The following is a 25,269-nucleotide window of genomic DNA, read 5'->3' as shown; positions in this document are numbered from 1 at the left end:
TTTCTATGGCAATTTTTAGCAGATTGATTGAAATAGTTTTCAAAACTAGATAAAATATAAGTGTAAATAGGATTTAGGAGGGATACAATGATTTTAGGAAATTTAAACAAAGCAAATCTATTGGTCATTATTTTTCTGTTTTTTGGATCAGTATCAGTAGGATTTACCATGATTGGCGAGACTCATTACGCCATTATGTCGATTATTATTGGCGCAATCATCCACTTTTTTAATGGAGCGTATCAATACCAAGAAGATTTGGAAGAAGAAGAATTATCGTTTGCAATTGAATTAGATTCTTTAAGCAAAATGGTAACTTATGGATTGGCACCGAGCGTTTTGTTAGTGCAGATTACCAATCAGAGCGTGGTTTCGGTAATGGTGGCTGCTTTTTATTTATTAGCAGTAGCGACTCGAATTGCTCATTATAATCGGCCTTTGGAGCTTCAAGGTGAAGTAGAAGAAAGTTCTGTCTATGGTTTACCGTTAGTGTCGATTGCGATGGTGTTACCATTATTATCAATTTTAACTTGGATAGCACCCACCACCTTGGTGATGTATCTTTGGATTTTAGCATTTGGATTGTGTTTAGTGGGCTTTATATTAAAAATTGAACTTCCTAGAATTCCTGCTAATTTTATTTTTGCTATTTTAGCATTAGGGGCATTTGCATTAGGATTGTTATTAATTCAAGGACCGATAAAATTTTAATGAAGATTGGGATAAAACTGAAGATGGACTGAAAGTACTGCCATGTCTTACTTTTCGTTACATTTTAGTAAAGATTAGGATAAAACTGAAAGCTGGACAGAAATTGATGATTTCTATCCAGCTTTATTGATGTTTGGATTGTGATATACAGTGTAGTAACCTAACAAATGTGGATTGAATCATTAAGCGCATGATGGCGACAAAAGATAGCAGTTGGTAGCTGGGAGTAGACCAGAAGTAGAAAATTGAATAATTTTCGCTTCGTCGGCCTACCCCCGCACAGTTGAGTAGGCCTCAAACAAGTCGAAAGACGCAGTTTGAGACCACTCAACCACTGCGCTTCTAATTATTGAGCAATAACTCGATTGAATTTATCAACTTTATCCCAAACCACGTTAAGACGTAGTTTGAGGCCACTCAACCACTGCGCTTTTAATTACCGAGCAATAAGTTGATTGAATTTACCAAGTTGAGGACCAATCTCTTTAAGACGCCGTTTGAGACCACCCAACCACTATGCTATTAATTATTAAACAATAATCTTAACTAAATTTTTCAAGTTTATGCCTAGCCTCCTTATTCAATCATGATTCTTTTTTATTTAGTTGTTCTTCATTTCTAATGTGGTTACTGTTATAATAAAGAATGTTAACTCAATACAATAATGATATTTATCCATATTATCCTTGAAAGGAGATTTTTGATGTCTAAAAAATCTATCGATACGATTTCTGATCAAATTGAATCCATCTTAACCTCGATTATTCATGATGAAGATGTATCAGAAAAAAATATTCACCAAATTGATGAAACGACCATTCAAATCAATGAACAAATTTATCATGTTGCAACCAATTATCGCGAAGGCTTTGATTTTAGTGCTTTTGAAGCGCGCTATCAAGAGTATTTTGATCGTTTTGATTTTATTGTAGGCGATTGGGGCTTTGAACAATTACGTTTAAGAGGTTTTTATCAAATTAATCGTCGTAAGGTTCCACGTGAACAAATCATTGATTACTTAGACGATTATTTAAAGGAGTATTGTAATTTCGGCTGCCGTTATTTTGTTTTAGCAAAAGAAGAAGCATTGGTCAAATACAATCAATTGCGCGAACGAATGAGCCATGCTAAGCCACAGTCTAAGCGACCTACAAAAAATCCAATTAATACGATTCATCAAAAACAACAAAATTCATTGACAACGAATAATGAGAAAAATAAACGGAAATCACGCCATAAACGTCATAATCAACGTGAACAAAATCAAGCTTTTCAAATTAAGCAATTAGGAAAGCAACAGACACCACAGAACAAAAAAGCTGATTTTGAAGCCAATAAAGTGGTGAAATCAAAACAAAAACAAACTCAGCGTACTAACAAACGAAATTTTATTATTAAACAACAACCTTAGAAGGAGCATTCAATGAAAAAGTATAAAGCTTATTTAATTGATTTAGATGGAACCGTATATTTTGGAAAAAGACGAATTCCAACGGCAGAAGCCTTTATTAAAAAGTTGCATGAAAAAGAGATACCCTATTTATTTATGACGAATAATGCAACGAAAACGCCGGAAGAAGTGGCCTTAAATTTACAGAATAATTATCATTTACCAGCTGAACCAAAAAATGTTTATACTTCGTCATTAGCGTTAATTGATTATTTAAATATACATCATCCGGGACAAACAGTCCATGTAGTGGGTGAGCCTTCATTTAAAAAATTGATTGAAAATGCCGGCTATCAGATTGACCAAACAGAAAATGCGCAAGTGGTCGTGCAAGCACTGAATCGTGAAGTAACCTATCATGAACTAGCAACAGCGGCCAATGCTATTCGCCAAGGCGCACCATTCATTGTGACCAATACCGATCGTCGTATACCAACGGAAAACGGTATGATGCCGAGTTCAGGAGCATTAACTGCTTTTATCCAATATACGACGGAAGTAGATCCGATTATTATGGGGAAACCTCACCGTCCTATTTTAGAAGGCTGCTTACATCGATTAGGATTGACAATTGATGAAGTGTTAATGGTGGGAGATAATTATGAAACTGACATCCGAGTTGGGATTGATAATGGGATGGATACACTATTAGTATTAACGGGTGTGACTCATCCGGAAGATGTTGCCAATTTACCAATTCCACCTACTTATGTGGTGGAAGATTTATCGCAATGGGAGCTTTAATATGATTCATTTCAAACAATTCATGCGTGTGCTGTTGATGATTGTTGCATTCATTAGTTTGGCGATTTCAATCGTCATCTTTTCAGGCGGATTGATTTACCGTGGCTATTTAAGTTTTGTTGATTTAGCTACGCCAGTCGGATTAACCAAATCACAATTATTAATCAATATCGATCATATGATGGACTTTTTAATTTTCCCTCAAGTTCATACCCTTAATTTTCCTAATTTTTCTAGTTCTGCTGCTGGTATCCAACATTTTGTTGAGGTAAAGTATTTAATGCAAGCAAATTTTGTCTTGACTATTTGTGGCTTAATATTTTTAGGATGGAATTATCAATCTACTAACAAATTAGGTGTCAAAAAATTGCAATATCAACTCTCTAAATTAGCGGTTTATTTTCCACTTCTTTTACTTTTTTTAATGGTCATTGCCTTTGATCAAATCTTCTTGTTATTCCATCAAGTTTTTTTTCGAAACGATTTATGGTTATTCGACCCCTTAGTCGATCCGATTATCTTAGTCTTACCAGAAAATCTATTTTTAATTTATTTTGTCAGTGTCATTATTTTATATGAATTATTATTAGCGATTTATCGACGCATTATGAAATAGGAGGAATGACCATGTTAAATGTCGGCACCATTGGTACTTCTTGGATTACCGAACAATTTATTCAAGCTCTAAAATTGACGAGACGTTATCATATTAAGGGAATCTATTCTCGTAACGCTAAAAATGCCCGTGATATTGCTAAGTTTTATCAAGCTGATTATTATTGTGATCAATTAAATAATTTATTATATGATCCCGCCATTGATGTTATCTATGTTGCGAGTCCGAATAGTTTGCATTTTCGGTATGCGAAAGAAGCGATTCGAGCGGGGAAACATGTGATTGTTGAAAAACCGGCCTTTGCTTCGGTTAGTGAATGGTATCAAATCCATCAATATGCTGAACAGCAAGGGGTAAAAGTGTTTGAGGCAGCACTACACTACCATAATCGTAATTATCGACGTTTAAGACAATTAGTTCGTAATTTACAAAAGGGACATTCACAACCATTTTTAGGGGCTAATTTTAATATTGGTCAATATTCTTCTCGTTATGAACAATATATTCAAGCGATGGCGGGTCAAGAAGAGCTACCGAATATTTTTAACCCTAAATTTGCGGGTGGTACTTTAATGGACATTGGTGTTTATCCATTATATGTAGCCTTGGATTTATTCGGTATGCCTGATAGCGTCAGTTACCATACCGTTAAAGGTCCAAATCAAATTGACTTATTTGGTAATGCGATTTTAAAATACAAAAATTCTCAAGTAAATATTTTTATGTCTAAAGGCGTTCATTCGATTATGCCATCTGAGATTTACTTCGATGATGAAACTGTGGTGATTGAGGGCATTACTCGAATTGCAAGTGTTAAATTAATTAATAAAGCGGGACAAGAGGCTAAAGTAATCGATTATCGCCCAGAAAATGTTATGTACGATGAACTAATTGCTTTTGCAGAAGTATTGACCGATCCCGATAATATTCAGCAACAAGTTCGTTATGAAGACTGGAAGCAGATGAGTTTACAAGTTGCACAAGTCATGGAACAATTAAGAAAATCAGCCAATCTAAAATTTAATTAAGGAGTCAATATGACAAATTTTATTCAAGAACCTTTTAAAAAGATATGGGACCAGGAGGGGTTCGAGCAAATGAGTCCCATACAAGAAGCATTATATCCCATCATTCAAAGCGGTGAATCAGTAATAGCTGTTTCACCAACGGGAACCGGTAAGACATTAGCCTATCTGTTACCATTATTTACGCAAGTTGAAAAAAATAATACTTTGCAATTAATAGTCTTAGCGCCATCACAAGAATTGGTTAAGCAAATCGGAGAGGTAGCTGAACTTTGGGGGCGAGCCAAAGAACTTCAAGTCCTAACAATTTTGGGTAGTGCCAATATGCAACGCCAAATTAATGCCTTAAAAGACAAACCGGAAGTCATTGTGGCTTCTCCTGGTCGTTTATATGAGTTAAGCGAACAATCGCGTAAATTGAAATTGCATTTAGTAAAAGCCATTGTTTATGATGAAGCGGATTATTTATATGAAGATGATCAAGCTATTACCATTGACAAGTTTACTAATAAATTAATGCGTGATGTGCAAAAAATCTGGGTTTCGGCTACTTTTGGTCCAGCGCTAGTTAAAGTGGCAGCCGAGATGGGGGACAGTATCCGGGTCGTAAACGCAGACCAACAGCCATTAGCTAATATCGAACATTTTGGTTTGGTGGTGCAAAATCGTCAAAAAATTCAATATTTAAAACGTCTGTCGCATGTTGAAGGAATGCAAGCCATCGTCTTTTTTGAGCAAGTGAATGAAGTAGACCAAGTGACAGCGAAATTAATTTATGATGGCCTTAATGTTGTATCGTTACATGGGCAATTGTCAAAATTAGAGCGTGAACATGCTATTAATGCCTTTAGAGAAGGCAAAGCTACTTATTTATTGACAACCGATGTTTCAGCACGAGGTTTAGATATCGAAGACTTACCGTGTGTGATTCACTATAATCGCGTCAATGATGCTCGAACCTATTTCCACCGTTCTGGTAGAACTGGTCGCATGGGTAAAAAGGGAACCGTCTTATCATTATTAAATGAGCAAGAGTTCAGGGATTTAGCTCATATATTAAAAAATGAAGGGGTTAACTTACAAGAACGCGCTTATTATCAAGGAAAACTCGTGACCATTGAAGAACGTGATGCGTTACGATTAGCGAATATTGAAGTTGAAAAAGAGCAAAGTATTAAACGCAAAGCACTAGCAAAAAGTAGAGCCAATCAACCAAAAACTAAGAAGAAAGTTGTGAAGAAGAAAAATCGTTTGCGTGACACTAAAAACAAAGGCAAACGTCGTGGCAAATAATCAATCAATTCATACGGCTTCTTACATCACTATTATATGCCATTTAATCGATTAGGCATAACCATACAAAAGAGAGATCTCAAAGTATAAATAGTAAAAAATAGGTAACAATAATAAAAGCTCATTGAAACCCAATTAACAGATTTTTAATCCATATCGATAAGGGGAGAATTTTGATTAAGCTCAAATTGTAATCAAATTTCTTCTCTTATTTGTTTTTAAAAGATATAATTGAGATATTGTGAGTGATAGATTATAATATAATGAGTAAATATATCGGAGGGGTATCATGACTGAAAATAAATTAATTTTGACACTATTTGGCGCGACTGGAGATTTGGCGTCGCGTAAATTATATCCCGCAATTTATCGACTATACAAGAATGGTCATCTTTCGAAACATTTTGCCTTGATAGGAACCGGAAGAACTAAGTGGAGCCACGAGGATATGCGTCATACTGTTAGACAAAGTGTCGCAAAAGAAGTAGAAGATGCAACACATTTGGAAGAATTCTTAACACATATGTATTATTTATCCCATGATGTGAATGATAAAGCACATTATCAAAATTTAAAAGCTTTTCAAGCAGAGCTTGATCAACAATACCAAACCGATGGGAACCGTATTTTCTATATTTCATTATCACCTACATTATTCCCAACCATTACCTTACATTTAAAAACGGAAGGCTTGATTACCGAAAATGGGTATAATCGCTTAATAATTGAGAAACCATTTGGACATGATACCGAGTCAGCGCAAGAACTCCAACGAAAATTAAATCAAGCATTTGATGAAGACCAAATTTTCCGGATTGACCACTATTTAGGCAAAGAAATGGTACAAGCGATTCGCAATATTCGTTTTGACAACCGTCTTTTCAGTGATATTTGGAATAATAAGGGAATTGATCACTTCCAAATAAGTTTGTTAGAAGAGGTTGGAGTGGAAGACCGTGGGGAATATTATGATCACTCAGGGGCAACTCGTGATATGATTCAAAATCATGCTTTACAATTATTGGCTTTGTTAGCGATGGATGCACCTAAAGATAATTCGGCAGAAGCGATTCAAGAAGAGAAAATTAAAATACTTGCATCACTTCATTTACCGGAGACAACCGAAGAAGTTAAAGCCAATTTTGTTCGTGGACAATATGGTCCTGCCGCGGATTTTAAAGGGTACCGTCAGGAAGAGAATGTGGCCAGCGATTCCAATACAGAAACCTATTTAGCAGCGAAAGTTGAAGTGGATTTACCTCAATGGAAGGGTGTACCATTTTTCGTAAGAACAGGAAAACGTGTTAATTCAAAATCGACTTTAATAGATGTTCAATTTAAACCGACAATCGAAGGTATTGCCGGCAATCATCTACGAATTGAAATTGCTCCGCGTACAGGTTATCGTTTATTAGTTAACCAAAAAGTATTTGGCTATTCACATGATACTTATAGCATTCCGTTTGAATATTATTATACAGATGAACAATTAGCACAAACACCGCAAGATTATGAGCGTCTAATTTTTGAATGTATCTTAGGCGACAAGAGTCACTTTGCCCATTACTTAGAAGTGGAACACGCTTGGAAATATATCGATAATTTATTTAGTCATTGGCAAAAGATAGAACCAGAATTCCCTAATTATGAAGCTGGCTCTAAGGGACCAAAAGCAGCTGATGATTTATTGGCTAAACACCATATAGAATGGCATCAATAACAAAAAAAGACCGCTATTTAACCGAGAACAATCGGTTAAGTAGCGGTCAGTTTTACATGATCTATCTGCCAGTAAACAAGAAGTATAATATGATAATGGATCCTAAGATAATACGGTAATAACCGAAGGCTTTAAAGTCGTTTCGTTTAATATAATTAAGTAAGAATTTAATCGCAATAACGGAAACGATAAATGCTACAAACATTCCGACACCTAAATAAATTAATTCAGCTTGGCTAAAGACTAAACCGAATTTTAAAAGCTTTTTCAAGCTTGCGCCAAACATAATAGGTATACTCATATAGAAAGAGAATTCAGTTGCGATAAAACGAGAAGTGCCAAGTAATAATGCCCCTAAGATGGTAGAACCGGAACGAGAGGTTCCCGGAATAATGGCTAACGCTTGAAAACATCCAATTAAAAAGGCGTCTTTAAAGGTTAATGTTTGGAAAGTATTAATCTCATGAGAGTGACGACTCTTTTGACGTGTTTCTATCCAAATAAAGGCAAAACCATAAACAATTAACATAGCGGCAACTACTAAAGGTTTATTAAAATACATCTCCATATAATCATCTAAAACAAGTCCAAATAGGACAGCTGGAATACTCGCCACCGCGACTTTAAACCAGATAAACCAAGTGTCCTTACGTTCTTGTGCGGATTTTTTAAATGAAAAAGGATTTAACTTATTAAAGTAAAGTAAGACTACCGCCATAATCGATCCAAGTTGTACTAAGACAAAAAATAATTCCTTAAATTCAGGACTAGAAGTCAGTGAGAGAAACTCTTCAATAATAATCATATGACCTGTACTACTAATCGGTAACCATTCTGTAATCCCTTGAACTATACTCAAGATTAAAATACGGATTAATTCTAAAATATCAATATCAAAATTCATAAATTTTTTAACCTCGCTTTCATACCTATTACATTATACACTTATTTGAAAAAATTAGCGATTATTTTTTTACTACTATGATTTGGTATGTTATAATATAGCTACTATATTATGATAGGAGCTAATATAAATGTTTGGATTTTTTAAGAAAAAACAACAAGAAAAAGAACCTGTAATTAAAGAAATAAAATTATATGCACCAGCTGATGGTGAGTTAATCAATATTGAACAAGTAAACGATGTCGTTTTTGCTCAAAAAATGATGGGGGACGGTTTTGCTGTACTACCAACGAATGGCTCAATTTCATCACCAGTTGAAGGGACGATTGTCAATGTCTTTCCGACTCAACATGCAGTAGGATTTAAAGCGGGTGAGTTAGAAGTTTTATTGCATATGGGTATTGATACTGTTTCGTTAAATGGTGAACCATTCGAAACAGATGTAAATGAAAACGACAAAGTCACAGCTTCAAGTAAAGTATCTGAAGTTGACTTAGATGCTTTAGCAACTGAAGGGAAAGATAATGCGATGATCGTTATCTTTACAAATGGTTCAGAAGTGATTGAAGAGTATAAAATAACTGCTTCAGGTAATGTGACCAAAGGTCAAGAAATTGGTTATATCACTTTAAAATAATCATATACTGAGAGTGTTAGAGTCCCGAGAGGGGCTCTTTTTGTTTTCTGATGATTAAAATAATAGATCAATTTCTGATGATAAAAGACGAAACGAAAATTATCTAAATTCCTACTTTTTGTTCATTTGTGACATTGTTCAAATTACGCATCTCAAATCGTATGTTACTAATTAAAAAGTTAAGACTGGGCAGAAACAAGTGAGTTTCTGCCCAGTCTAGCTTTGGGGATTGGTTTGTAGCTGATAAACCAATAGTTTAATTATCTTATATTAAGCTTTTTCTAAATGCCAGATATCTTCGTTGTAATCATTGATTGTACGGTCAGAAGAGAAGTAGCCAGCTTTAGCAATATTCACTAATGAGCGACGTAACCAATTTTCACGATCTTCGTATTCTGCATATAATTCTTCTTTAGCATCGATGAATTCTTCTAAGTCAATTAAAGTCATGAACCAGTCTTTATTGATTAATTCATTGTGTAGACGAGTTAAGCGTTCTTCATTACCGATTGCAATCATTTCATCACTTACAATAAAATCAACTAAAGGTTTGATTGTTTCACGCTCATAGTAGTCTTTAGCAACATATCCATTAGTGTCATATAATTCGATGATTTCATCACTTAATTTACCAAAGATTTTAATGTTTTCATCACCAACTAATTCGTGAATTTCAACGTTAGCACCGTCCATTGTTCCTAAGGTTAATGCACCGTTTAACATGAATTTCATATTACCAGTACCTGAAGCTTCTTTAGAAGCCAATGAGATTTGTTCTGAAATGTTTGCTGCAGGAATTAAGTAAGTTGCTGCTGAAACATTATAGTTTTCAATCATTACGACTTGTAAGTGAGGGCTCACATCTGGGTCATTAGCAATGATTTCAGATAAGTTTAAGATTAAGTGAATCACATCTTGTGCAATTGTATAAGCTGGTGCTGCTTTACCACCAAAAATGATTGTAATTGGTGTAGCAGGAATTTCACCATTCTTAATTGCAAAGTATTTATGAATGATATATAAAGCTAACATTTGTTGACGTTTATATTCGTGAATTCTCTTAATTTGAACATCAATAATAGAGTGGTTGTTAATTTCAACACCTTGTGTTTTTCTTAGCCTTTCTTGTAATTTCTTCTTGTTATCATGTTTGATATCATTTAAAGCTTTGATTACATTTTCGTCGTCAATATGATCTAGAAATGCAGTTAAATCACTGTCATTACGCCAGTTTGTTCCAATAGTATTATCTAATAGTTTCGCTAATTCAGGGTTAGCATCCATAATCCAACGACGGAAGGTAATACCATTCGTTTTGTTATTGAATTTTTCTGGATAGATATCATAGAAATGCTTTAATTCTGAAGCTTTTAAGATTTCAGTATGTAAGGCAGCAACCCCGTTAACACTGTAACCAAAGTGAATCGCAATATGAGCCATATGAACACGGTTTTGTTTATCGATAATTGCGACTGCTTCATTACCAGGATATTCTTCTTCAACCACTTCAGCTAATCGGTGAATAATTGGTAATAACTGTGGTGCTACTTCTTCAATATCAGATAATGGCCATTTTTCTAATGCCTCTGCTAAAATTGTATGGTTAGTATAAGCTGTCATCGAACGAACGATTTTCACCGCTTCATCAAATTCAATACCACGTTCACCTAATAAACGGATTAATTCAGGAATAACAAAAGCAGGGTGAGTATCGTTGATTTGAATAATCGCATAGTCTGCTAAGTCATGTAAGTTACTTCCTTTAGCGATTGCTTCATCTAAAACTAATTGCGCACCATTTGATACCATGAAATATTGTTGGTAAATACGTAATAATTCACCTGCATGATCAGAGTCATCTGGATATAAGAATAAAGTTAAGTTTTCTAAAATATTACCTTTATCAAAGTTAATACCATCAGTAATAATTTCTGAGTTAACTGAATCTAAGTCGAATAAACGTAGACGGTTTTTCTTCTCTTGCTTGTAACCAGGTACATCAATATCGTAAAGCGTTGATTTTAATTCAAAATCTTTGAATGGCACAACATAAGAATGTTCTGAGCGGATTACCCAGTCGTCGCCAACTAACCATGGATCTGGAATAGCAGTTTGTTGATTGTCTTTAAATACTTGACGGAATAAACCGTAATGATAATTTAAACCAACACCGTCTCCGTTTAATCCTAATGTTGCGATTGAATCAACGAAACATGCTGCTAACCGTCCTAAACCACCGTTTCCTAATGATGGTTCATTTTCTGCTTGCTCGATGTCCATCATATTTTTTCCCGCAGCGGTTAATTCTGCTTGTACTTCATCATATAGACCTAAGCTTAATAAGTTATTACTTAATAATTTACCAATTAAAAACTCAGCTGAGAAATAGTATAATTTTTTCTTTGTGTCATTAGTTGGTTGATCTTTTGATTTGTCACGAACAAGGTGTAATAAAACCTTATATAATTCTTGTTCAGTACACTCCGCAACAGTCTTATTGAAAAGTTTGTTTGTATAATTTGATAATAAAGTCATTTTTTTCTCCTTTTAAAATGTAAATTAGCTATGTTATAAAGCTATGGTAATTTAACAAAATATTGAATAGTAGAAAATTGTCGATTCCCAAATGAACTAAGTTTATTTGGGAGTTTTAGTTTTTGGTTTAGCAACAGCTTTTTTAGTTGATTTGCTTTTTTCTTTTTGAGCGGCTTTAGCTTTTTCTGCTTCTTTTTTTACAATGTTTTGGTTTGCTCTAAAGTAGGTGACGGTGTAATCGGTCAACTTCGATTCAATCGCTTCAGTAATGGCATCTTCTTTCATGCGCCATTTCCAGTTTTTACCAATGGTGGAAGGCTCATTCATACGTGCGGTATTATCTAAGTCTAATAAATCCTGCATCGTGAAGATAACATAGTCACTTACTGAAGCTGATAATGTACGGTTTAGAGCTTCGGCGATGGTTTCATCATCTTTACGATTAGAATATTTATCAGCATTAAGACGGATATATTCAGGAACTGATTGATACCAACCTGTAATGGTTTCATTATCATGAGTTCCTAAGTAACTAATCGTATTACGCACATAGTTATGTGGTAATTCCATAGAGTCTGTACCATCAAAACCAAATTGTAAGATTTTCATTCCTGGGAAACCAGTTGCATCGCGCATATCAATTACTTCTTGGGTTAAGAACCCTAAGTCTTCAGCGATAATATTTAAATCGCCTAATTCTTTTTTGATTTGCTTGAATAATTTAACATCTGGACCTTTTTCCCAACGGCCATCAGCAGCAGTAGGGGAGCCAAAAGGCACAGCCCAATAAGATTCAAAACCTCGGAAGTGGTCAATACGAACCATATCATAAATTTTAAAACTTTCTTTCATACGCAGAATCCACCAAGAATATTTATCTTTCTCCATATATTCCCAGTCATAAATTGGGTTCCCCCAATATTGACCGTCATCAGAGAAGTTATCCGGTGGCGTACCTGCAACAACAATCGGCATTTTGAATTCATCGACTTTAAATAGTTTTGAATTCGTCCACATTTCAACAGAGTCTGCTGAAACATAGATTGGCATATCACCAATGATCTGAATATCATTTTCATTGGCATAAGCTTTTAATTTTAACCATTGAGTGAAGAAGAAATATTGAGTTACTTTATGGAATTCAATTTCTTTTACCAATTTTTTACGGTATTCATTTAATGCTTTTTTATCGCGTAAACGAATATCCTCATCCCATTCGGTCCAAGAAACTAAACCGAAATCTTCTTTGATTGCCATAAACTCTGCATAGTCTTCCAACCAATGTGCATTTTCGGCAACGAATTGTGTGTATCCTTCTAATTTGCCGCGTTTTAAAAAGTTTGCGACGGCTTTTTCTAAAATAGGACGACGGTTAATGAATATGGTACCATAGTCCACATTTTCCGGATCATCACCAAATTCTACATTTTCATAATCAGCTGGTTCTAAAAGACCTTCTTTACTTAATAGATCAAAATCAATAAAGTGAGGGTTCCCAGCGATAGCTGAAAATGACTGATAGGGTGAATCACCATAGCTAGTTGTACCTAAAGGAAGGATTTGCCAATAGGTTTGTTTGGTACGAACTAGGAAATCAACAAAGTCATAAGCTGATTGTCCAAATGTACCGATACCAAATTTATTTGGTAATGATGAAATATGCATTAAGACGCCACTTGATCGGGCCATAACACGACCTCCTTTAATTTTGTTGTCGCATTCATTATATAAGGAATAAAAAATACTTACAAATGATTTTGGCGTTTTTCTAAATTCTGTTACCGGATAACAGTCTCAAAAGGCGATGATAGCAATGTTTTTAATTTTGATGAACTGACGAATGATGACATAAAAGTTAGTCATTAATTGCCAAAAAGATGTTTTTATATCAATATTTTTATATTTTAATTATAACAAAAAAATATTTACTTAACCCCTTTCAAAGTTTGTTTTATAGAAAATTAAGTGGTAAACTAGGTTATGGATTTGTGTCATTTTCGAGAAGATAAATGTCAACAAAATTTCATTGACAACAGTCAATTACCAAAAAAAGGAGGGTCACTCTTGGATGAAACGATTGTGTTTGAACTATTAGGTATTTCTTTTGGGTTGAACACTTTTTTAGCTATTTTAGCAACTGTCGCTATCATCACAGTGCTTTGTGTTTGGACTTCACATAATTTATCGGTGGATAAACCAAATAAGCCTCAACTATTAATGGAAACGATTATTGAATTTGTTCGAGGCGTAGTAGGGGGAGCAATCGATGATAAAGGGGCACAAAATTATCAATTATTAGGATTGACATTATTGTTATTTATTTTCACCTCTAATATGATAGGTTTACCTTTAATATTACATGTGGGTGAATTATCACTTTGGAGAAGTCCGACAGCCGATCCAATTGTATGTTTATCGATAGCACTTTTAATGATTTTGTTATCTCATTTCCTAGGGATTACAGAACTAGGAATGAAGGGGTATGTGGTGAATGGCTATTTAGAACCTTCAGCATTTTTATTCCCGATAAAATTAGTCGAGGAGTTTACTAATGCTTTGACATTAGCACTTCGTCTATATGGTAATATTTTCGCTGGAGAAGTTTTATTAGGTTTAATTGCTAATTTAGCCAATGCTAAAGGTGTCTTTACATGGGTAATAGGATTACCATTACAAATGGTATGGCAAGGATTTTCAGTATTTATAGGTGCTATTCAATCCTATATATTTGTAACCTTAACAATGGTATATTTGTCGCATAAAGTTGAAAAAGAAGAAATATAGTTTTTAAAGATAAGGAGAATATAAAATATGAACGCTATTGCTGCTGCTATTGCTGTTGCGATTGCTGCTCTTTCTGCATCAATTGGTAATGGTATGGTTATTTCAAAAACAATTGAATCAATTGCTCGTCAACCAGAATTAGAAGGTAAATTACGTATGACTATGTTCCTTGGAGTAGGGTTAATTGAAGCGGTGCCGATTATGGCCGTGGTTATCGCCTTTATTTTAGTTTTCAGATAATTAAACTAATTAAGCTGACGATATTAAATGAAGGAGGATTAAAATGTTAATTGTATATGCATCAAGTGGAAACACCGCATTAGGCAATACGATCGTTACGATGATCGCGTTTGTCGCTTTACTAATGATTATTAAGAAATTCACTTGGGAACCTTTTATGTCGATGTTAGCACAACGTCGTCAAATTATCGAAGGAGATTTAGCACAAGCAGCTGAAGAGAAAGTTACGAGTACTAAAGCGAAAGAAGATGCTCAACAAGCATTAAAAGATGCACGTGCTGAAGCCAATCAAATTATCTTAGCAGCTAAAAAACAAAGCTTACAAATTCAAGATAATATGATTAAAGAAGCAAAAGAGGAGATAGCACGTCTTCATGAATCTGCTAATCAAGAAATTGAACAAGATCGCGAACGCATCTTAAATGAAATTAAAAATGAAGTATCTGATATTGCTATTGAAATTGCTGAGAAAATTTTACGCCGTGAAATTAAAGAGGAAGATTACCATAAATTGGTCGATGATTTCATTGCAGGAATGGATGATATAGCATGATGAGTGAAAATGAAACTTTAAATCAAACAAGTGTTAATGAATCGTTAACGCGTAATAAAAAAGTTAAAAACGAAGAAGATGCTTTATTAAAAAAAATCAATCAAGAACGTATTCGTGATTCGATTCAAAAATTGAACGATGATAATCCTGATCAGAATCGTGAGCATTTTGAAGATGAACTTTTAGGAAAAATCATGTTAAACATGATGAATGATGAAGGAACTTCTCTTAAAAAAGAACAAAATCAAAGTGAAATGTTAATGATTACCTCTGCGGTACCTTTAACTGACGAGGAAAAAGAGCGCATTGTGCGTAAATTTTTAGATATTACCAAAAAGTCATTACGTCGTATTACGACAGTCGTCGATCCAAGTTTAATTACGGGTGTCCGTATTCAAAGTGAAAGTTACTATTATGAAGTAACAGGTAAAAAGACTTTAAAAGAATTACGACGTCATTTAGATCGTAATTGGCATTATTAGGAGGGATTGAAATGAGTTTAGAAAGATTAGATGAACATCTTCGTCAACAAATTCGTCAATTCCACAGTGAAGAATTAATTGAAGAAATTGGAACAGTTTCTTATATTGGGGATGGGATTGCCCGTGCTTATGGATTAGAAAATGTCATGGTCGGAGAAATGGTTGAATTTGCCAATGGAACAATTGGGATGGTTCAAAATTTAGAAACCAAAGATGTCGGGATTATTATTTTTGGTGAGTATGTGAATATTCACGAAGGTGATTTAGTCCGTCGTTTACATAAAATCATGGAAGTACCGGTAGGAAATGGCCTATTAGGTCGTGTTATTAATCCGCTAGGTGAAGCGATTGACGGTATTGGTGAAATAGACTATAAAAAAACAAGACCTGTTGAAGCAGATGCGCCAGGGATTATGGAACGTCAAAGTGTTAATGAGCCATTGCAAACAGGTATTAAAGCCATTGACTCTTTAGTACCAATCGGACGTGGTCAACGTGAGTTGATTATCGGGGACCGTAAGACCGGAAAAACATCTTTAGCGATTGATACGATTTTAAATCAAAAGGGACAAGATGTTATTTGTATTTATGTCGCGATTGGTCAAAAAGAATCAACTGTAAAAAACATCGTGACGACATTGCAAGGACATGGTGCGATGGACTATTCAATTGTAATGAGTGCAAGTGCTTCACAACCGGCGCCATTACTTTATTTAGCACCATACTCTGCAACGGCAATGGCCGAAGAATTTATGTATGAAGGCAAGCATGTTTTAATTATTTACGATGATTTATCAAAACAAGCAGCGGCTTATCGGGAAATGAGTTTATTATTAAAACGTCCACCAGGTCGTGAAGCTTACCCTGGAGATGTTTTCTATTTACACTCCCGTTTATTGGAGCGTTCTGCAAAATTATCTGATAAGTTAGGCGGAGGATCGATTACCTCACTGCCAATAGTTGAAACGCAAGCAGGGGATATTTCGGCTTATATTCCAACGAATGTCATTTCCATTACCGATGGACAAATATTCTTGGAAAGTGATTTATTCCACTCTGGTGTTAGACCCGCTATTAATGCCGGTTTATCGGTATCGCGTGTTGGTGGATCGGCACAATTAAAACCAATGAAACAAGTGTCCGGTACTTTACGAATTGATTTAGCTAGTTACCGTGAATTAGAAGCCTTTACACAATTCGGTTCAGACTTAGATGCTTTAACACAACAAAAATTAAATCGAGGACGTAGAACGGTTGAAGTGTTAAAACAACCTTTACATAAACCAGTCAGTGTTGAAAAACAAATCATTTTATTCTACGCCTTAAATCATGGCTATCTTGATAGTGTTGGGATTGATAAACTAAAAGAGTATGAACAATCACTCTATAATTTCTTAGAAGAACGTTATGATGTTGTTTTACGTGATATTAGTCGTAACCATCGAATGCCTGAAGAAGATTTATTACAAACCATTTTAGAAGAACATTCTCAAATAGCACAATAGATTTAGAAAGAGGTAGTGGTATGTCATTAAACCAAATAAAAAAAAGAATCGACTCCACTCGCAAAACAGCTCAAATTACCAAAGCGATGCAGATGGTTTCTGCTTCTAAATATAATAAAATGGTGCAAACTTCGAGTCGTTATTTTACTTATGGCCAAAAATTAAAGAAAATGGTTGCCCGTTTAGGTAAACAACAATTTGATTTATTAGATGATGGTGTACCGATGGATGTCAATGAAGTAAAAGATATTGATTTTCATGATATGTTAATTGAAAGACCGATTAAGAAAACCGGTTATTTAATTATTACATCAGACAAAGGTTTAGCAGGTGGCTACAATCATTCGATTTTAAAAGCAACCGAAACGATGTTTAAGCAAGACCATCAAGATAAAAGCGAAGTGGTAGTGTTAGCAATAGGTGAACCGATCGCAAAATTTTGTCGCGATGAAGGGTATGAAGTCGCTTATGAAATTCATAATTTAACCGATCACCCTAGCTTTTTTGAAGTGTCGAAGATTGTAAAAAAAGCGGTCGAATTATTTAAAGAACAAGTCTTTGATGCCTTATATGTTTGTTATAACCATCATATTAATCCAATGACTTCTCAATTTCGGGCTGAACAAATTTTACCCATTACCGATTTAGAGTTAGAGGAAGAATTAGAAAATACCGAAACAGAAGTTGAGTTTTTAATTGAACCTTCTGAAAACGAACTACTAGATGTATTATTGCCTCAATATGCTGAAAGTCAAATATATGGTGCGATTATTGATGCAAAAACGTCTGAACATGCTAGTCGGATGAGTGCAATGCGTAGTGCGACGGATAATGCAGAGGAAATGATTGAAAATTTAAAACAACAATATAATCAAAAAAGACAATTAAAAGTAACCAATGAAATTATTGAAATAATTAGTGGTGCACAAGCACTGAATGATTAGAAGGAGGAATGTTGTACATGCGAATTGGTCGTATTGAACAAGTTATTGGACCCGTAGTCGATGTCGCTTTCCCAATTGAAAATGGTGGTCCTGACATTCATAATGCATTAATTGTAACGAACGCTGATATGGCGGATGTAATGCAAGAAAATATTTCGGATGAAGAAAAATTATTAACCCTTGAAGTTGCCCTTGACTTAGGTCATGGAATGGTTCGGACCATTGCGATGGAATCAACCGATGGTTTGGAACGCGGCATGACAGTTGTGGATTATTTAACACCGATTAAAGTACCAGTCGGCGAAGCCACCTTAGGAAGAGTGTTCAATGTCTTAGGTGAGACAATTGATGAACTAGAACCGGTTGGCGATGATGTTGAGCGCAAAAGTATTCATCGTGAAGCCCCTAAGTATGAAGACCTAGACAACAGTTTTCACGTTTTAGAAACTGGAATTAAGGTCATCGATTTATTGGCTCCTTATATTAAAGGGGGAAAAATCGGGCTATTCGGTGGTGCTGGAGTTGGAAAAACTGTCTTAATTCAAGAATTAATTCATAATATTGCAGAACAATTAGGAGGTATCTCAGTTTTCACTGGGGTTGGAGAACGTACACGTGAAGGGAATGACCTCGTTTTTGAAATGCGTGAGTCAGGTGTAAGCAAGAAGACAGCCATGGTTTTTGGTCAAATGAATGAACCACCAGGAGCACGTATGCGTGTTGTCTTAACAGGACTTACAATGGCAGAATATTTCCGTGACGAATTGAAACAAGACGTCTTATTATTTATTGATAATATTTATCGTTTTACTCAAGCAGGTTCCGAAGTGTCAGCCTTATTAGGTCGTATGCCTTCAGCAGTAGGGTATCAACCAACTTTAGCAAGTGAAATGGGACAAATGCAAGAACGTATTACGTCAACGAAGCACGGTTCCATTACATCAATCCAAGCGGTATATGTGCCAGCCGATGACTATACGGACCCTGCTCCTGCGACAACCTTTGCCCATCTAGATGCGACTACCAACTTAGAGCGCCATTTAGCAGAACAAGGAATCTATCCAGCTGTTGACCCATTGGCTTCTACTTCAAGTGCTTTATCTGAAGAAATAGTGGGTATACGTCATTATGAAATTGCCCGTCAAGTGCAAACTGTTTTACAACGTTATCGTGAATTACAAGATATCATTGCCATTTTAGGGATTGATGAATTATCAGATGAGGAAAAAATTACGGTGAAAAGAGCGCGTCGTATCCAATATTTCTTATCGCAAAACTTCCATGTGGCTGAAGCTTTTACTGGTTTACCAGGATCATTTGTTACCATTCAAGAAACATTAGATGGCTTCGAAGGTATTCTAAATGGTAAATACGATACACTCCCAGAAGAAGCTTTCCGTAATGTTGGAAATATCGATCAAGTGATTGCGAAAGCGAAAAAATTAGGTGCCAGTCTACCAGAAGAATTAGAATAAGGAAGTGAATGAATTGGCAAATAATGAAAATAATAGTCGTCCATACATGACTGTGACCATTTCATCACCTGACGGTGTTATCTATGAACACCGTTCCTATAGTTGTAATGTGAAGACAACCCAAGGCGGATTGACCATTATGCCGAATCATATTCCTATTTTAACGCCTTTGGTCATTTCGGCTGTCAAAGTCACCCGAGTGGAAGCAGGAGAACCTGTGGACTTTATTGCGATTAATGGTGGTATTTTATCAATGGCGAACAATCAATTAGAGATTATTTCTAACTATGCTGTTCGTGCTCGTGACATTGATGAAGCAGCCGTTGAAATACAAAAACAACAAGCTGAAGAAGATATGGCCGCCGCCTTAAGAGAAAAAGATTCTCGTAAATTTAAGCGAGCAAAAATATCACTAGAAAGAGCCATCAATAAAATTGCTGTTAGTCAACAGCGTCGTTTGTAATACGACGAAGAGTTGCCAATAGTGTCGCTCGACTTTTAAGCAACAAAGGTTGGTTAACACATAATGTGTTGATCTCTATTTAATACAACACAACGAATTAATAAAACCCTAGAAATTAGGGGCAAAAATTTTAAATTTTTTGATTCCCGATCTTTAATTGAGAGTGCAGTCGTTGACTGGTCTCAAACTAGGTCTTAAAGAGTTTGGGCAGACGAAACAAAACTATTCATTTTCGACTTATGATCCACTCTTACTGTGCGGTGTGGGTAAGCAATATAAAATCTTTGGATTTTATATTGCTTACCCGCTCTTTTTTTCGCTGATGAAAACTGATGATAATTTATTCGTATAAAACAAAATAAGCATAAAGTTTTTTGATACAAATAAAAAAATTTCATAAAAATATGATTAAATAGCTAAATGTTAAATCGAGTCACGATACAATTACGAGTTTTAATAAGGATTATCATTCTGTTACCGTTAACAGAATTAAAAACCTATTGTATTATTTTCAAAAATATAAGATAATATATATAAGAAAGCGATTTACGCAAAAAATTAGGAGGTTTCAATTATGAAATTGAATTTGAAAAAATTGGCAATTGGTACTTTGTCTACAGTTACTGCTTTAACTACATTAGTATCAACTGGTGTATTAGTAGCGGATGCGCAAGAAGAAACATTAGTTATTTCTGCAGCTGGAGAATATGACTACGTTAAAAATCACATCGCTAAATTCGAAGAAGAATATGGTGTGAAAGTAGAATTATTAGACGCTGACATGTTTGACAAACTTGATGGTTTAGCATTAGATGGACCTGCTGGAACTGCTCCAGATGTTTTAATTGCACCATATGACCGTATCGGTTCATTAGCTCAAACAGGTTTAATTAACGAAGTAACGTTAAATGAAGAAGCAGGTTATGATGATACTGATAAACAACAAGTATCAACAGATGGTGCTGTTTATGGTGCGCCAGCTGTTATCGAAACAGTTGTTTTATACTATAACAAAGACTTACTACCTGAAGCGCCAAAAACTTTTGATGAATTACGTGAATTGACTAAAGATGAAAAATATGCTTTTGCTGGGGAAGATGGAAAATCTACAGCATTCTTAGCTCAATGGACTAACTTCTACCATAGCTATGGTTTATTAGCTGGATACGGTGGTTATGTATTCGGTGAAGATGGTACTAACTATGAAGACTTAGGATTAAATTCTGAAGGGGCAGTAGAAGGTATTAACTATGCAGTGGATTGGTTCCAAAATGTATGGCCACAAGGAATGTTAGACGTTTCTTCAGTAAATGACTTTGTAATGCAACAATTTACTGATGGTAAAGCTGCTGCAATCATTGATGGACCTTGGCAAGCTGCTGCATTTAAAGAAGCAGGCGTTAACTTAGGTGTTGCTAAAATCCCTACATTACCAAATGGTGAAGAATACAAACCATTTGCTGGTGGTAAAGGTTGGGTAGTTTCAGCATTTACTGACAAACAAGAATTAGCACAAGAATTCTTAAACTGGGTAACATCTGAAGAAATCCAAACAGCTATGTATGAAGAAAGTGGACAAATCCCTGCTAACCATGTAGCTCGTGAAGTTGCTGCTGAAGCTGGAAATGAATTAACAACTGCAGTTATCGATGTTTATTCTAACGCTGTACCAATGCCAAATATTCCACAAATGAGTGAAGTATGGGCAGGTGCTGAAAACTTAATGTTCGATGCTGGTTCAGGTAATAAATCAGCTCAAGAAGCTGCTGATGATGCTGTTGAATTAATCAAACAATCAATCGAACAAAAGTATTAAAATTTCGTAAATCGTAAGTTTTTATCTGGCAGAGGTTGATCTTCTGCCAGATATTAATAGTTAAACAGCATTTTATTTAAAGGAGTGATTTTATGAGTCAGACAGCCAAAAAACAAAATCCGACATTAGCAATGCTCTTGTCGTTGATTCCAGGACTAGGTCAAATTTATAATAAACAATTGTTCAAAGGATTCACCTTTTTAGGAATTACCGGGTTGTTTGTTTATGAATTAGTTAGTTTTGGTTTTGGTGCGTTGACTGACTTTATTACATTAGGGGATACTCCGGGGGTAAAAGGAGATAACTCCCTATTCTTAATGATTATCGGTACTTTACAAATTATCATTACGATTGTATTCTTAATCTTCTTGATTTTCAATATGATAGATGCAAAACGCATTGCAAATTTTTGGAATGAAGGATTTAAAGTTAATCAAACATTTGAAGAACATAAAGATAATATTTTAGATAATGGATTCCCGTATCTATTAATTATCCCGGCATATATTTTTATGACTTTTGCTATTATTTTCCCAGTTTTAGTCACTTTATTTACAGCATTTTTAAATTATGATTTTAAAAATATGCCACCAGCAAAATTATTAGACTGGATTGGTTTTGCAAACTTCGCGAATATCTTTACATTAAGCACCTTTAGAGATGCCTTTACATCCGTATTTCTGTGGACGTTAATTTGGACATTATGTGCGACTACTTTACAAATTGTGCTTGGTATTTTCACAGCCGTTGTAGCTCACCAACCTTTTATTAAATTCAAACGTATTTTTGGGGTAATTTTCTTATTACCATGGGCGGTACCGGCATTCATTACGATTTTAACGTTTTCAAATATGTTTAATGACTCAATTGGTGCGATGAATACACAAGTAATTCCGTTTATTAACAAATTAATTCCATTTGTTGAAATTGGAAAAATCGCTTGGAAAACCAACCCGTTTTGGACCAAAGTTGCGATTATTATGGTTCAAGGTTGGCTAGGGTTCCCTTATATTTATGTAATGGTAACCAGTATTCTTCAATCTATCTCCGAAGATTTATATGAAGCAGCCAAAATTGATGGAGCGAATGCTTATAAACGATTCACTTCCATTACTTTACCTGTAATTTTCTCTGTTGCTGCTCCAACATTTTTAACTCAATATACAGGTAACTTTAATAACTTTACGATGATCTATCTATTTAACAATGGAGGACCTGGATCAGTGGGTGGCGGCGCTGGTGCAACCGACATTTTAATTTCATGGATCTATAAGTTAACAACTGGAACTTCACCGCAATTCTCATTTGCGGCAGCCTTGACACTGATTATTTCAGTAGTGGTTATTTCAGTATCGTTAATCGTCTTTAAACGTACAAAAGCTTTTGAAATGGAGGGATAATCAACATGAAAAAATTATTTGCATCTGCCAAATTCAAAAAGTTTTTGGGACAATTCTTTACCTATTTTTATATGATTCTCTTATCGATTATCATTATTTATCCATTATTAATTACGATTAGTTCGGCTTTTAGAGCTGGAAATATTAACGCCTTTGATTTGAACTTTAATTCAAAATGGACATTAAATAACTTCAAACGCTTATTCGAAGAAACTTATTATTTACAATGGTATAAAAATACTTTAATCGTTGCAGTTAGTACCATGGTAGTGCAAGTTATGGCAGTAACCCTAGCTGGTTATGCTTATAGTCGTTACAACTTCTTTGGTCGTAAAAATAGTTTAATGTTCTTCTTAATTGTACAAATGGTGCCGACGATGGCAGCTTTGACGGCCTTCTTCGTAATGGCACTCTTGATGAAAGCTATTAACCAATTCTGGTTCCTATCATTAATTTATATTGGTGGTGGTATTCCAATGAATACTTGGTTAATGAAAGGGTACTTCGATACAGTTCCTTATGATTTAGACGAATCAGCCAATTTAGATGGTGCAGGACATTTTAGAAGATTCTGGCAAATTGTGTTACCATTAGTACGTCCAATGATTGCTGTACAAGCTTTATGGGCATTTATGGGACCATTTGGTGACTTTATGTTATCAAAATTCTTATTACGTAAAGAAGAATTATATACTTTAGCTCCCGGTTTACAAACGTTTATCAATGACCAACGTAACCAAAAAGTAGCATTATTTGCGGCCGGTTCTATTTTAATTGCAGTGCCAATTTCAATTCTATTCTTTGTCTTACAAAAGAACTTTGTTACTGGTTTGACTAAAGGTGGAACAAAAGGTTAATTAAACGAGTGCATGGTTGTTTAAAGCCATAAGTATTTCATTACTTTTGTTATTTTTATGAAATACGAACGATAATTGATTTAACCTTTGTTAAGGATATAAATGGTGGGCAGACGAAGTGAAAATCTTTTGATTTTCTACTTCATGTCCACTTTTTTTCTTTTTAAGTGCTATAATATGTAGAATGAGGTGAGTATAATGAACAAAGCATTTCCAATTAATTACTTTACAAATATCTTTTCAGCGAAGAAAATTTTTAAGAATCGTCAACAATTAATTTGGTGGCAAATACTGTTAATTGTATTGTTGCTTAATGGTTTAATGTTGATGCCGTTATCGGTTCAGTTAGGAAAAATTCAATCGGCTAATTTAAATGATTTTGTACCGAATGCTCTAGCAACGATGAATGACGACACTGTTCAACAATTTAATCAAATGGTAGAACAGGGAACAGTTGCTGAAACCGGTCAATTTATTCCTTCTATCAATGAGGTAGATAGTGATTCTCTAGTAGAAAACTCTATCTTAATTGCACCAGATGGCTTTATTATTAAAGAAGGAAAGAATCCCGAGATTAAACAAACCTATGATGAAGAGCTACCATTAACAACGGTGGCAGATAAAGAAGCACTGATAGCTTTATTGTCTCAACATTGGTTTCAAGCTAATCGCTTATCGATAGTGTTAACTAATTTTATTAATGTATGGTTTTTAATGTTTTTTAACTTCGTCGGTTTATTATTAGGAACAGCCTTTTTACTTTGGTTAACGAAGTTTGGAAAAATATTTACGATTGCTAACTTTAATGAGGCTTTACAGTTATCACTCAATACTTTTGGCCTTCCAACTTTGATCGCGATGCTAATGGGCTTCTTATTGAAAGATCCTAATGTGATGGCTTTAACACAGAGTACCCTTTATATTTTATTGCTTTTATGGGTTTATTGGAAAACGCATTTTAATGATCATTATGTGGAAACAGCGAGTAAAATTTCTGTATTATAAAATATTTCTGTTAAACTATCCTTAGTAATATGATGAGGGTAGTTTTTTTATCTTGGATAAGGGTAGTGTTAATAAAGAAAATTTGATGGCTTTTTTCTAAGCAAATGTAT

General features: G+C 34.8%; 23 protein-coding genes. 20 read left to right on the top strand and 3 right to left on the bottom strand.

Translation table 11 applies throughout. From position 1 onward, the window contains the following. Window positions 1–87: 87 nt before the first annotated feature. The 7 genes from B5D12_RS06500 to zwf all read left to right on the top strand — a co-directional run bounded on the left by B5D12_RS06500 (window position 88) and on the right by zwf (window position 7,559). The gene (locus B5D12_RS06500; RefSeq protein ID WP_078756056.1) at window positions 88–711 is read left to right on the top strand and encodes a CDP-alcohol phosphatidyltransferase family protein; all 624 of its coding nucleotides are present in this window, start codon (window positions 88–90) and stop codon (window positions 709–711) included. Window positions 712–1,414: 703 nt separating this feature from the next. Beyond that, window positions 1,415–2,122, top strand: coding sequence for a YutD family protein (locus tag B5D12_RS06495; protein WP_159443880.1), 708 nt, complete (start codon window positions 1,415–1,417; stop codon window positions 2,120–2,122). A 12-nt stretch (window positions 2,123–2,134) separates the two neighbouring features. Continuing rightward, window positions 2,135–2,905, top strand: a complete 771-nt coding sequence (locus B5D12_RS06490; RefSeq protein ID WP_078756054.1) for a TIGR01457 family HAD-type hydrolase — start codon at window positions 2,135–2,137, stop codon at window positions 2,903–2,905. Window position 2,906: 1 nt separating this feature from the next. Continuing rightward, window positions 2,907–3,521 carry a TIGR01906 family membrane protein gene (locus B5D12_RS06485; RefSeq protein ID WP_159443879.1) on the top strand — a complete coding sequence of 205 codons (615 nt, stop codon included), beginning with the start codon at window positions 2,907–2,909 and terminating at the stop codon, window positions 3,519–3,521. An 11-nt stretch (window positions 3,522–3,532) separates the two neighbouring features. Continuing rightward, window positions 3,533–4,549, top strand: coding sequence for a Gfo/Idh/MocA family protein (locus B5D12_RS06480; protein WP_078756052.1), 1,017 nt, complete (start codon window positions 3,533–3,535; stop codon window positions 4,547–4,549). Between the two features lie 69 nt (window positions 4,550–4,618). Then, window positions 4,619–5,839, top strand: a complete 1,221-nt coding sequence (locus B5D12_RS06475; protein ID WP_159443878.1) for a DEAD/DEAH box helicase — start codon at window positions 4,619–4,621, stop codon at window positions 5,837–5,839. 289 nt (window positions 5,840–6,128) lie between these two features. After that, the gene (gene zwf, locus B5D12_RS06470) at window positions 6,129–7,559 is read left to right on the top strand and encodes a glucose-6-phosphate dehydrogenase (RefSeq protein ID WP_078756050.1); all 1,431 of its coding nucleotides are present in this window, start codon (window positions 6,129–6,131) and stop codon (window positions 7,557–7,559) included. Window positions 7,560–7,620: 61 nt separating this feature from the next. Here zwf and B5D12_RS06465 read toward each other — a convergent pair whose 3' ends face one another. Next, window positions 7,621–8,463: an undecaprenyl-diphosphate phosphatase gene (locus B5D12_RS06465; protein ID WP_200803006.1), complete on the bottom strand. Its 843-nt coding sequence runs from the start codon at window positions 8,461–8,463 to the stop codon at window positions 7,621–7,623. Between the two features lie 130 nt (window positions 8,464–8,593). Between B5D12_RS06465 and B5D12_RS06460 the strand changes: the two genes are divergently transcribed. Beyond that, window positions 8,594–9,100 carry a PTS sugar transporter subunit IIA gene (locus B5D12_RS06460; RefSeq protein WP_078756049.1) on the top strand — a complete coding sequence of 169 codons (507 nt, stop codon included), beginning with the start codon at window positions 8,594–8,596 and terminating at the stop codon, window positions 9,098–9,100. A gap of 270 nt (window positions 9,101–9,370) precedes the next feature. On the opposite strand, the gene B5D12_RS06455 is transcribed toward B5D12_RS06460, so the two are convergent. Together B5D12_RS06455 and malQ are read right to left on the bottom strand one after the other, a co-directional pair. Then, window positions 9,371–11,635: a glycogen/starch/alpha-glucan phosphorylase gene (locus B5D12_RS06455; RefSeq protein ID WP_078756048.1), complete on the bottom strand. Its 2,265-nt coding sequence runs from the start codon at window positions 11,633–11,635 to the stop codon at window positions 9,371–9,373. A gap of 102 nt (window positions 11,636–11,737) precedes the next feature. Then, complete coding sequence (gene malQ, locus B5D12_RS06450) at window positions 11,738–13,324, bottom strand: 4-alpha-glucanotransferase (RefSeq protein WP_078756047.1); 1,587 nt, start codon at window positions 13,322–13,324, stop codon at window positions 11,738–11,740. Window positions 13,325–13,699: 375 nt separating this feature from the next. Here malQ and atpB point away from each other — a divergent pair, with 375 nt between their 5' ends. The 12 genes from atpB to B5D12_RS06390 all read left to right on the top strand — a co-directional run bounded on the left by atpB (window position 13,700) and on the right by B5D12_RS06390 (window position 25,159). After that, entirely contained in the window at window positions 13,700–14,419 is a 720-nt protein-coding gene (gene atpB / locus B5D12_RS06445) for a F0F1 ATP synthase subunit A (RefSeq protein ID WP_078756046.1), read from the top strand. Between the two features lie 27 nt (window positions 14,420–14,446). Next, window positions 14,447–14,659, top strand: a complete 213-nt coding sequence (atpE, locus tag B5D12_RS06440; protein ID WP_066125333.1) for a F0F1 ATP synthase subunit C — start codon at window positions 14,447–14,449, stop codon at window positions 14,657–14,659. Between the two features lie 43 nt (window positions 14,660–14,702). Beyond that, window positions 14,703–15,212 (top strand): F0F1 ATP synthase subunit B, encoded by a 510-nt coding sequence (gene atpF / locus B5D12_RS06435; RefSeq protein ID WP_078756045.1) that lies wholly within the window; start codon window positions 14,703–14,705, stop codon window positions 15,210–15,212. Next, a complete protein-coding gene (locus B5D12_RS06430; RefSeq protein WP_078756044.1) occupies window positions 15,209–15,694 on the top strand; it encodes a F0F1 ATP synthase subunit delta in 486 nt (161 codons plus the stop codon). Before atpF ends, B5D12_RS06430 begins: the two co-directional genes overlap by 4 nt. Window positions 15,695–15,705: 11 nt before the next feature. Beyond that, entirely contained in the window at window positions 15,706–17,199 is a 1,494-nt protein-coding gene (gene atpA, locus B5D12_RS06425) for a F0F1 ATP synthase subunit alpha (protein WP_078756043.1), read from the top strand. Window positions 17,200–17,219: 20 nt separating this feature from the next. Then, window positions 17,220–18,143 carry an ATP synthase F1 subunit gamma gene (gene atpG / locus B5D12_RS06420; RefSeq protein ID WP_078756042.1) on the top strand — a complete coding sequence of 308 codons (924 nt, stop codon included), beginning with the start codon at window positions 17,220–17,222 and terminating at the stop codon, window positions 18,141–18,143. A gap of 17 nt (window positions 18,144–18,160) precedes the next feature. Continuing rightward, entirely contained in the window at window positions 18,161–19,618 is a 1,458-nt protein-coding gene (gene atpD, locus B5D12_RS06415) for a F0F1 ATP synthase subunit beta (RefSeq protein ID WP_078756041.1), read from the top strand. Window positions 19,619–19,631: 13 nt separating this feature from the next. Beyond that, window positions 19,632–20,081 carry an ATP synthase F1 subunit epsilon gene (gene atpC, locus B5D12_RS06410; RefSeq protein ID WP_234982929.1) on the top strand — a complete coding sequence of 150 codons (450 nt, stop codon included), beginning with the start codon at window positions 19,632–19,634 and terminating at the stop codon, window positions 20,079–20,081. Between the two features lie 574 nt (window positions 20,082–20,655). Then, on the top strand, window positions 20,656–21,897 hold the full coding sequence (locus tag B5D12_RS06405) for an extracellular solute-binding protein (RefSeq protein WP_143412055.1): 1,242 nt from the start codon (window positions 20,656–20,658) through the stop codon (window positions 21,895–21,897). Between the two features lie 92 nt (window positions 21,898–21,989). Further along, the gene (locus tag B5D12_RS06400) at window positions 21,990–23,297 is read left to right on the top strand and encodes a carbohydrate ABC transporter permease (RefSeq protein WP_078756039.1); all 1,308 of its coding nucleotides are present in this window, start codon (window positions 21,990–21,992) and stop codon (window positions 23,295–23,297) included. A gap of 5 nt (window positions 23,298–23,302) precedes the next feature. Beyond that, window positions 23,303–24,154 (top strand): sugar ABC transporter permease, encoded by an 852-nt coding sequence (locus B5D12_RS06395; protein ID WP_078756038.1) that lies wholly within the window; start codon window positions 23,303–23,305, stop codon window positions 24,152–24,154. Window positions 24,155–24,352: 198 nt separating this feature from the next. Then, window positions 24,353–25,159: a hypothetical protein gene (locus B5D12_RS06390; RefSeq protein WP_078756037.1), complete on the top strand. Its 807-nt coding sequence runs from the start codon at window positions 24,353–24,355 to the stop codon at window positions 25,157–25,159. Window positions 25,160–25,269: the final 110 nt, after the last annotated feature.

It is taken from the genome of Globicatella sulfidifaciens DSM 15739 (assembly GCF_900167405.1).
Lineage (GTDB): Bacteria > Bacillota > Bacilli > Lactobacillales > Aerococcaceae > Globicatella > Globicatella sulfidifaciens.
Note: the sequence above shows the minus strand (reverse complement) of the source record. Positions and strands in the feature narration are given on the sequence as shown.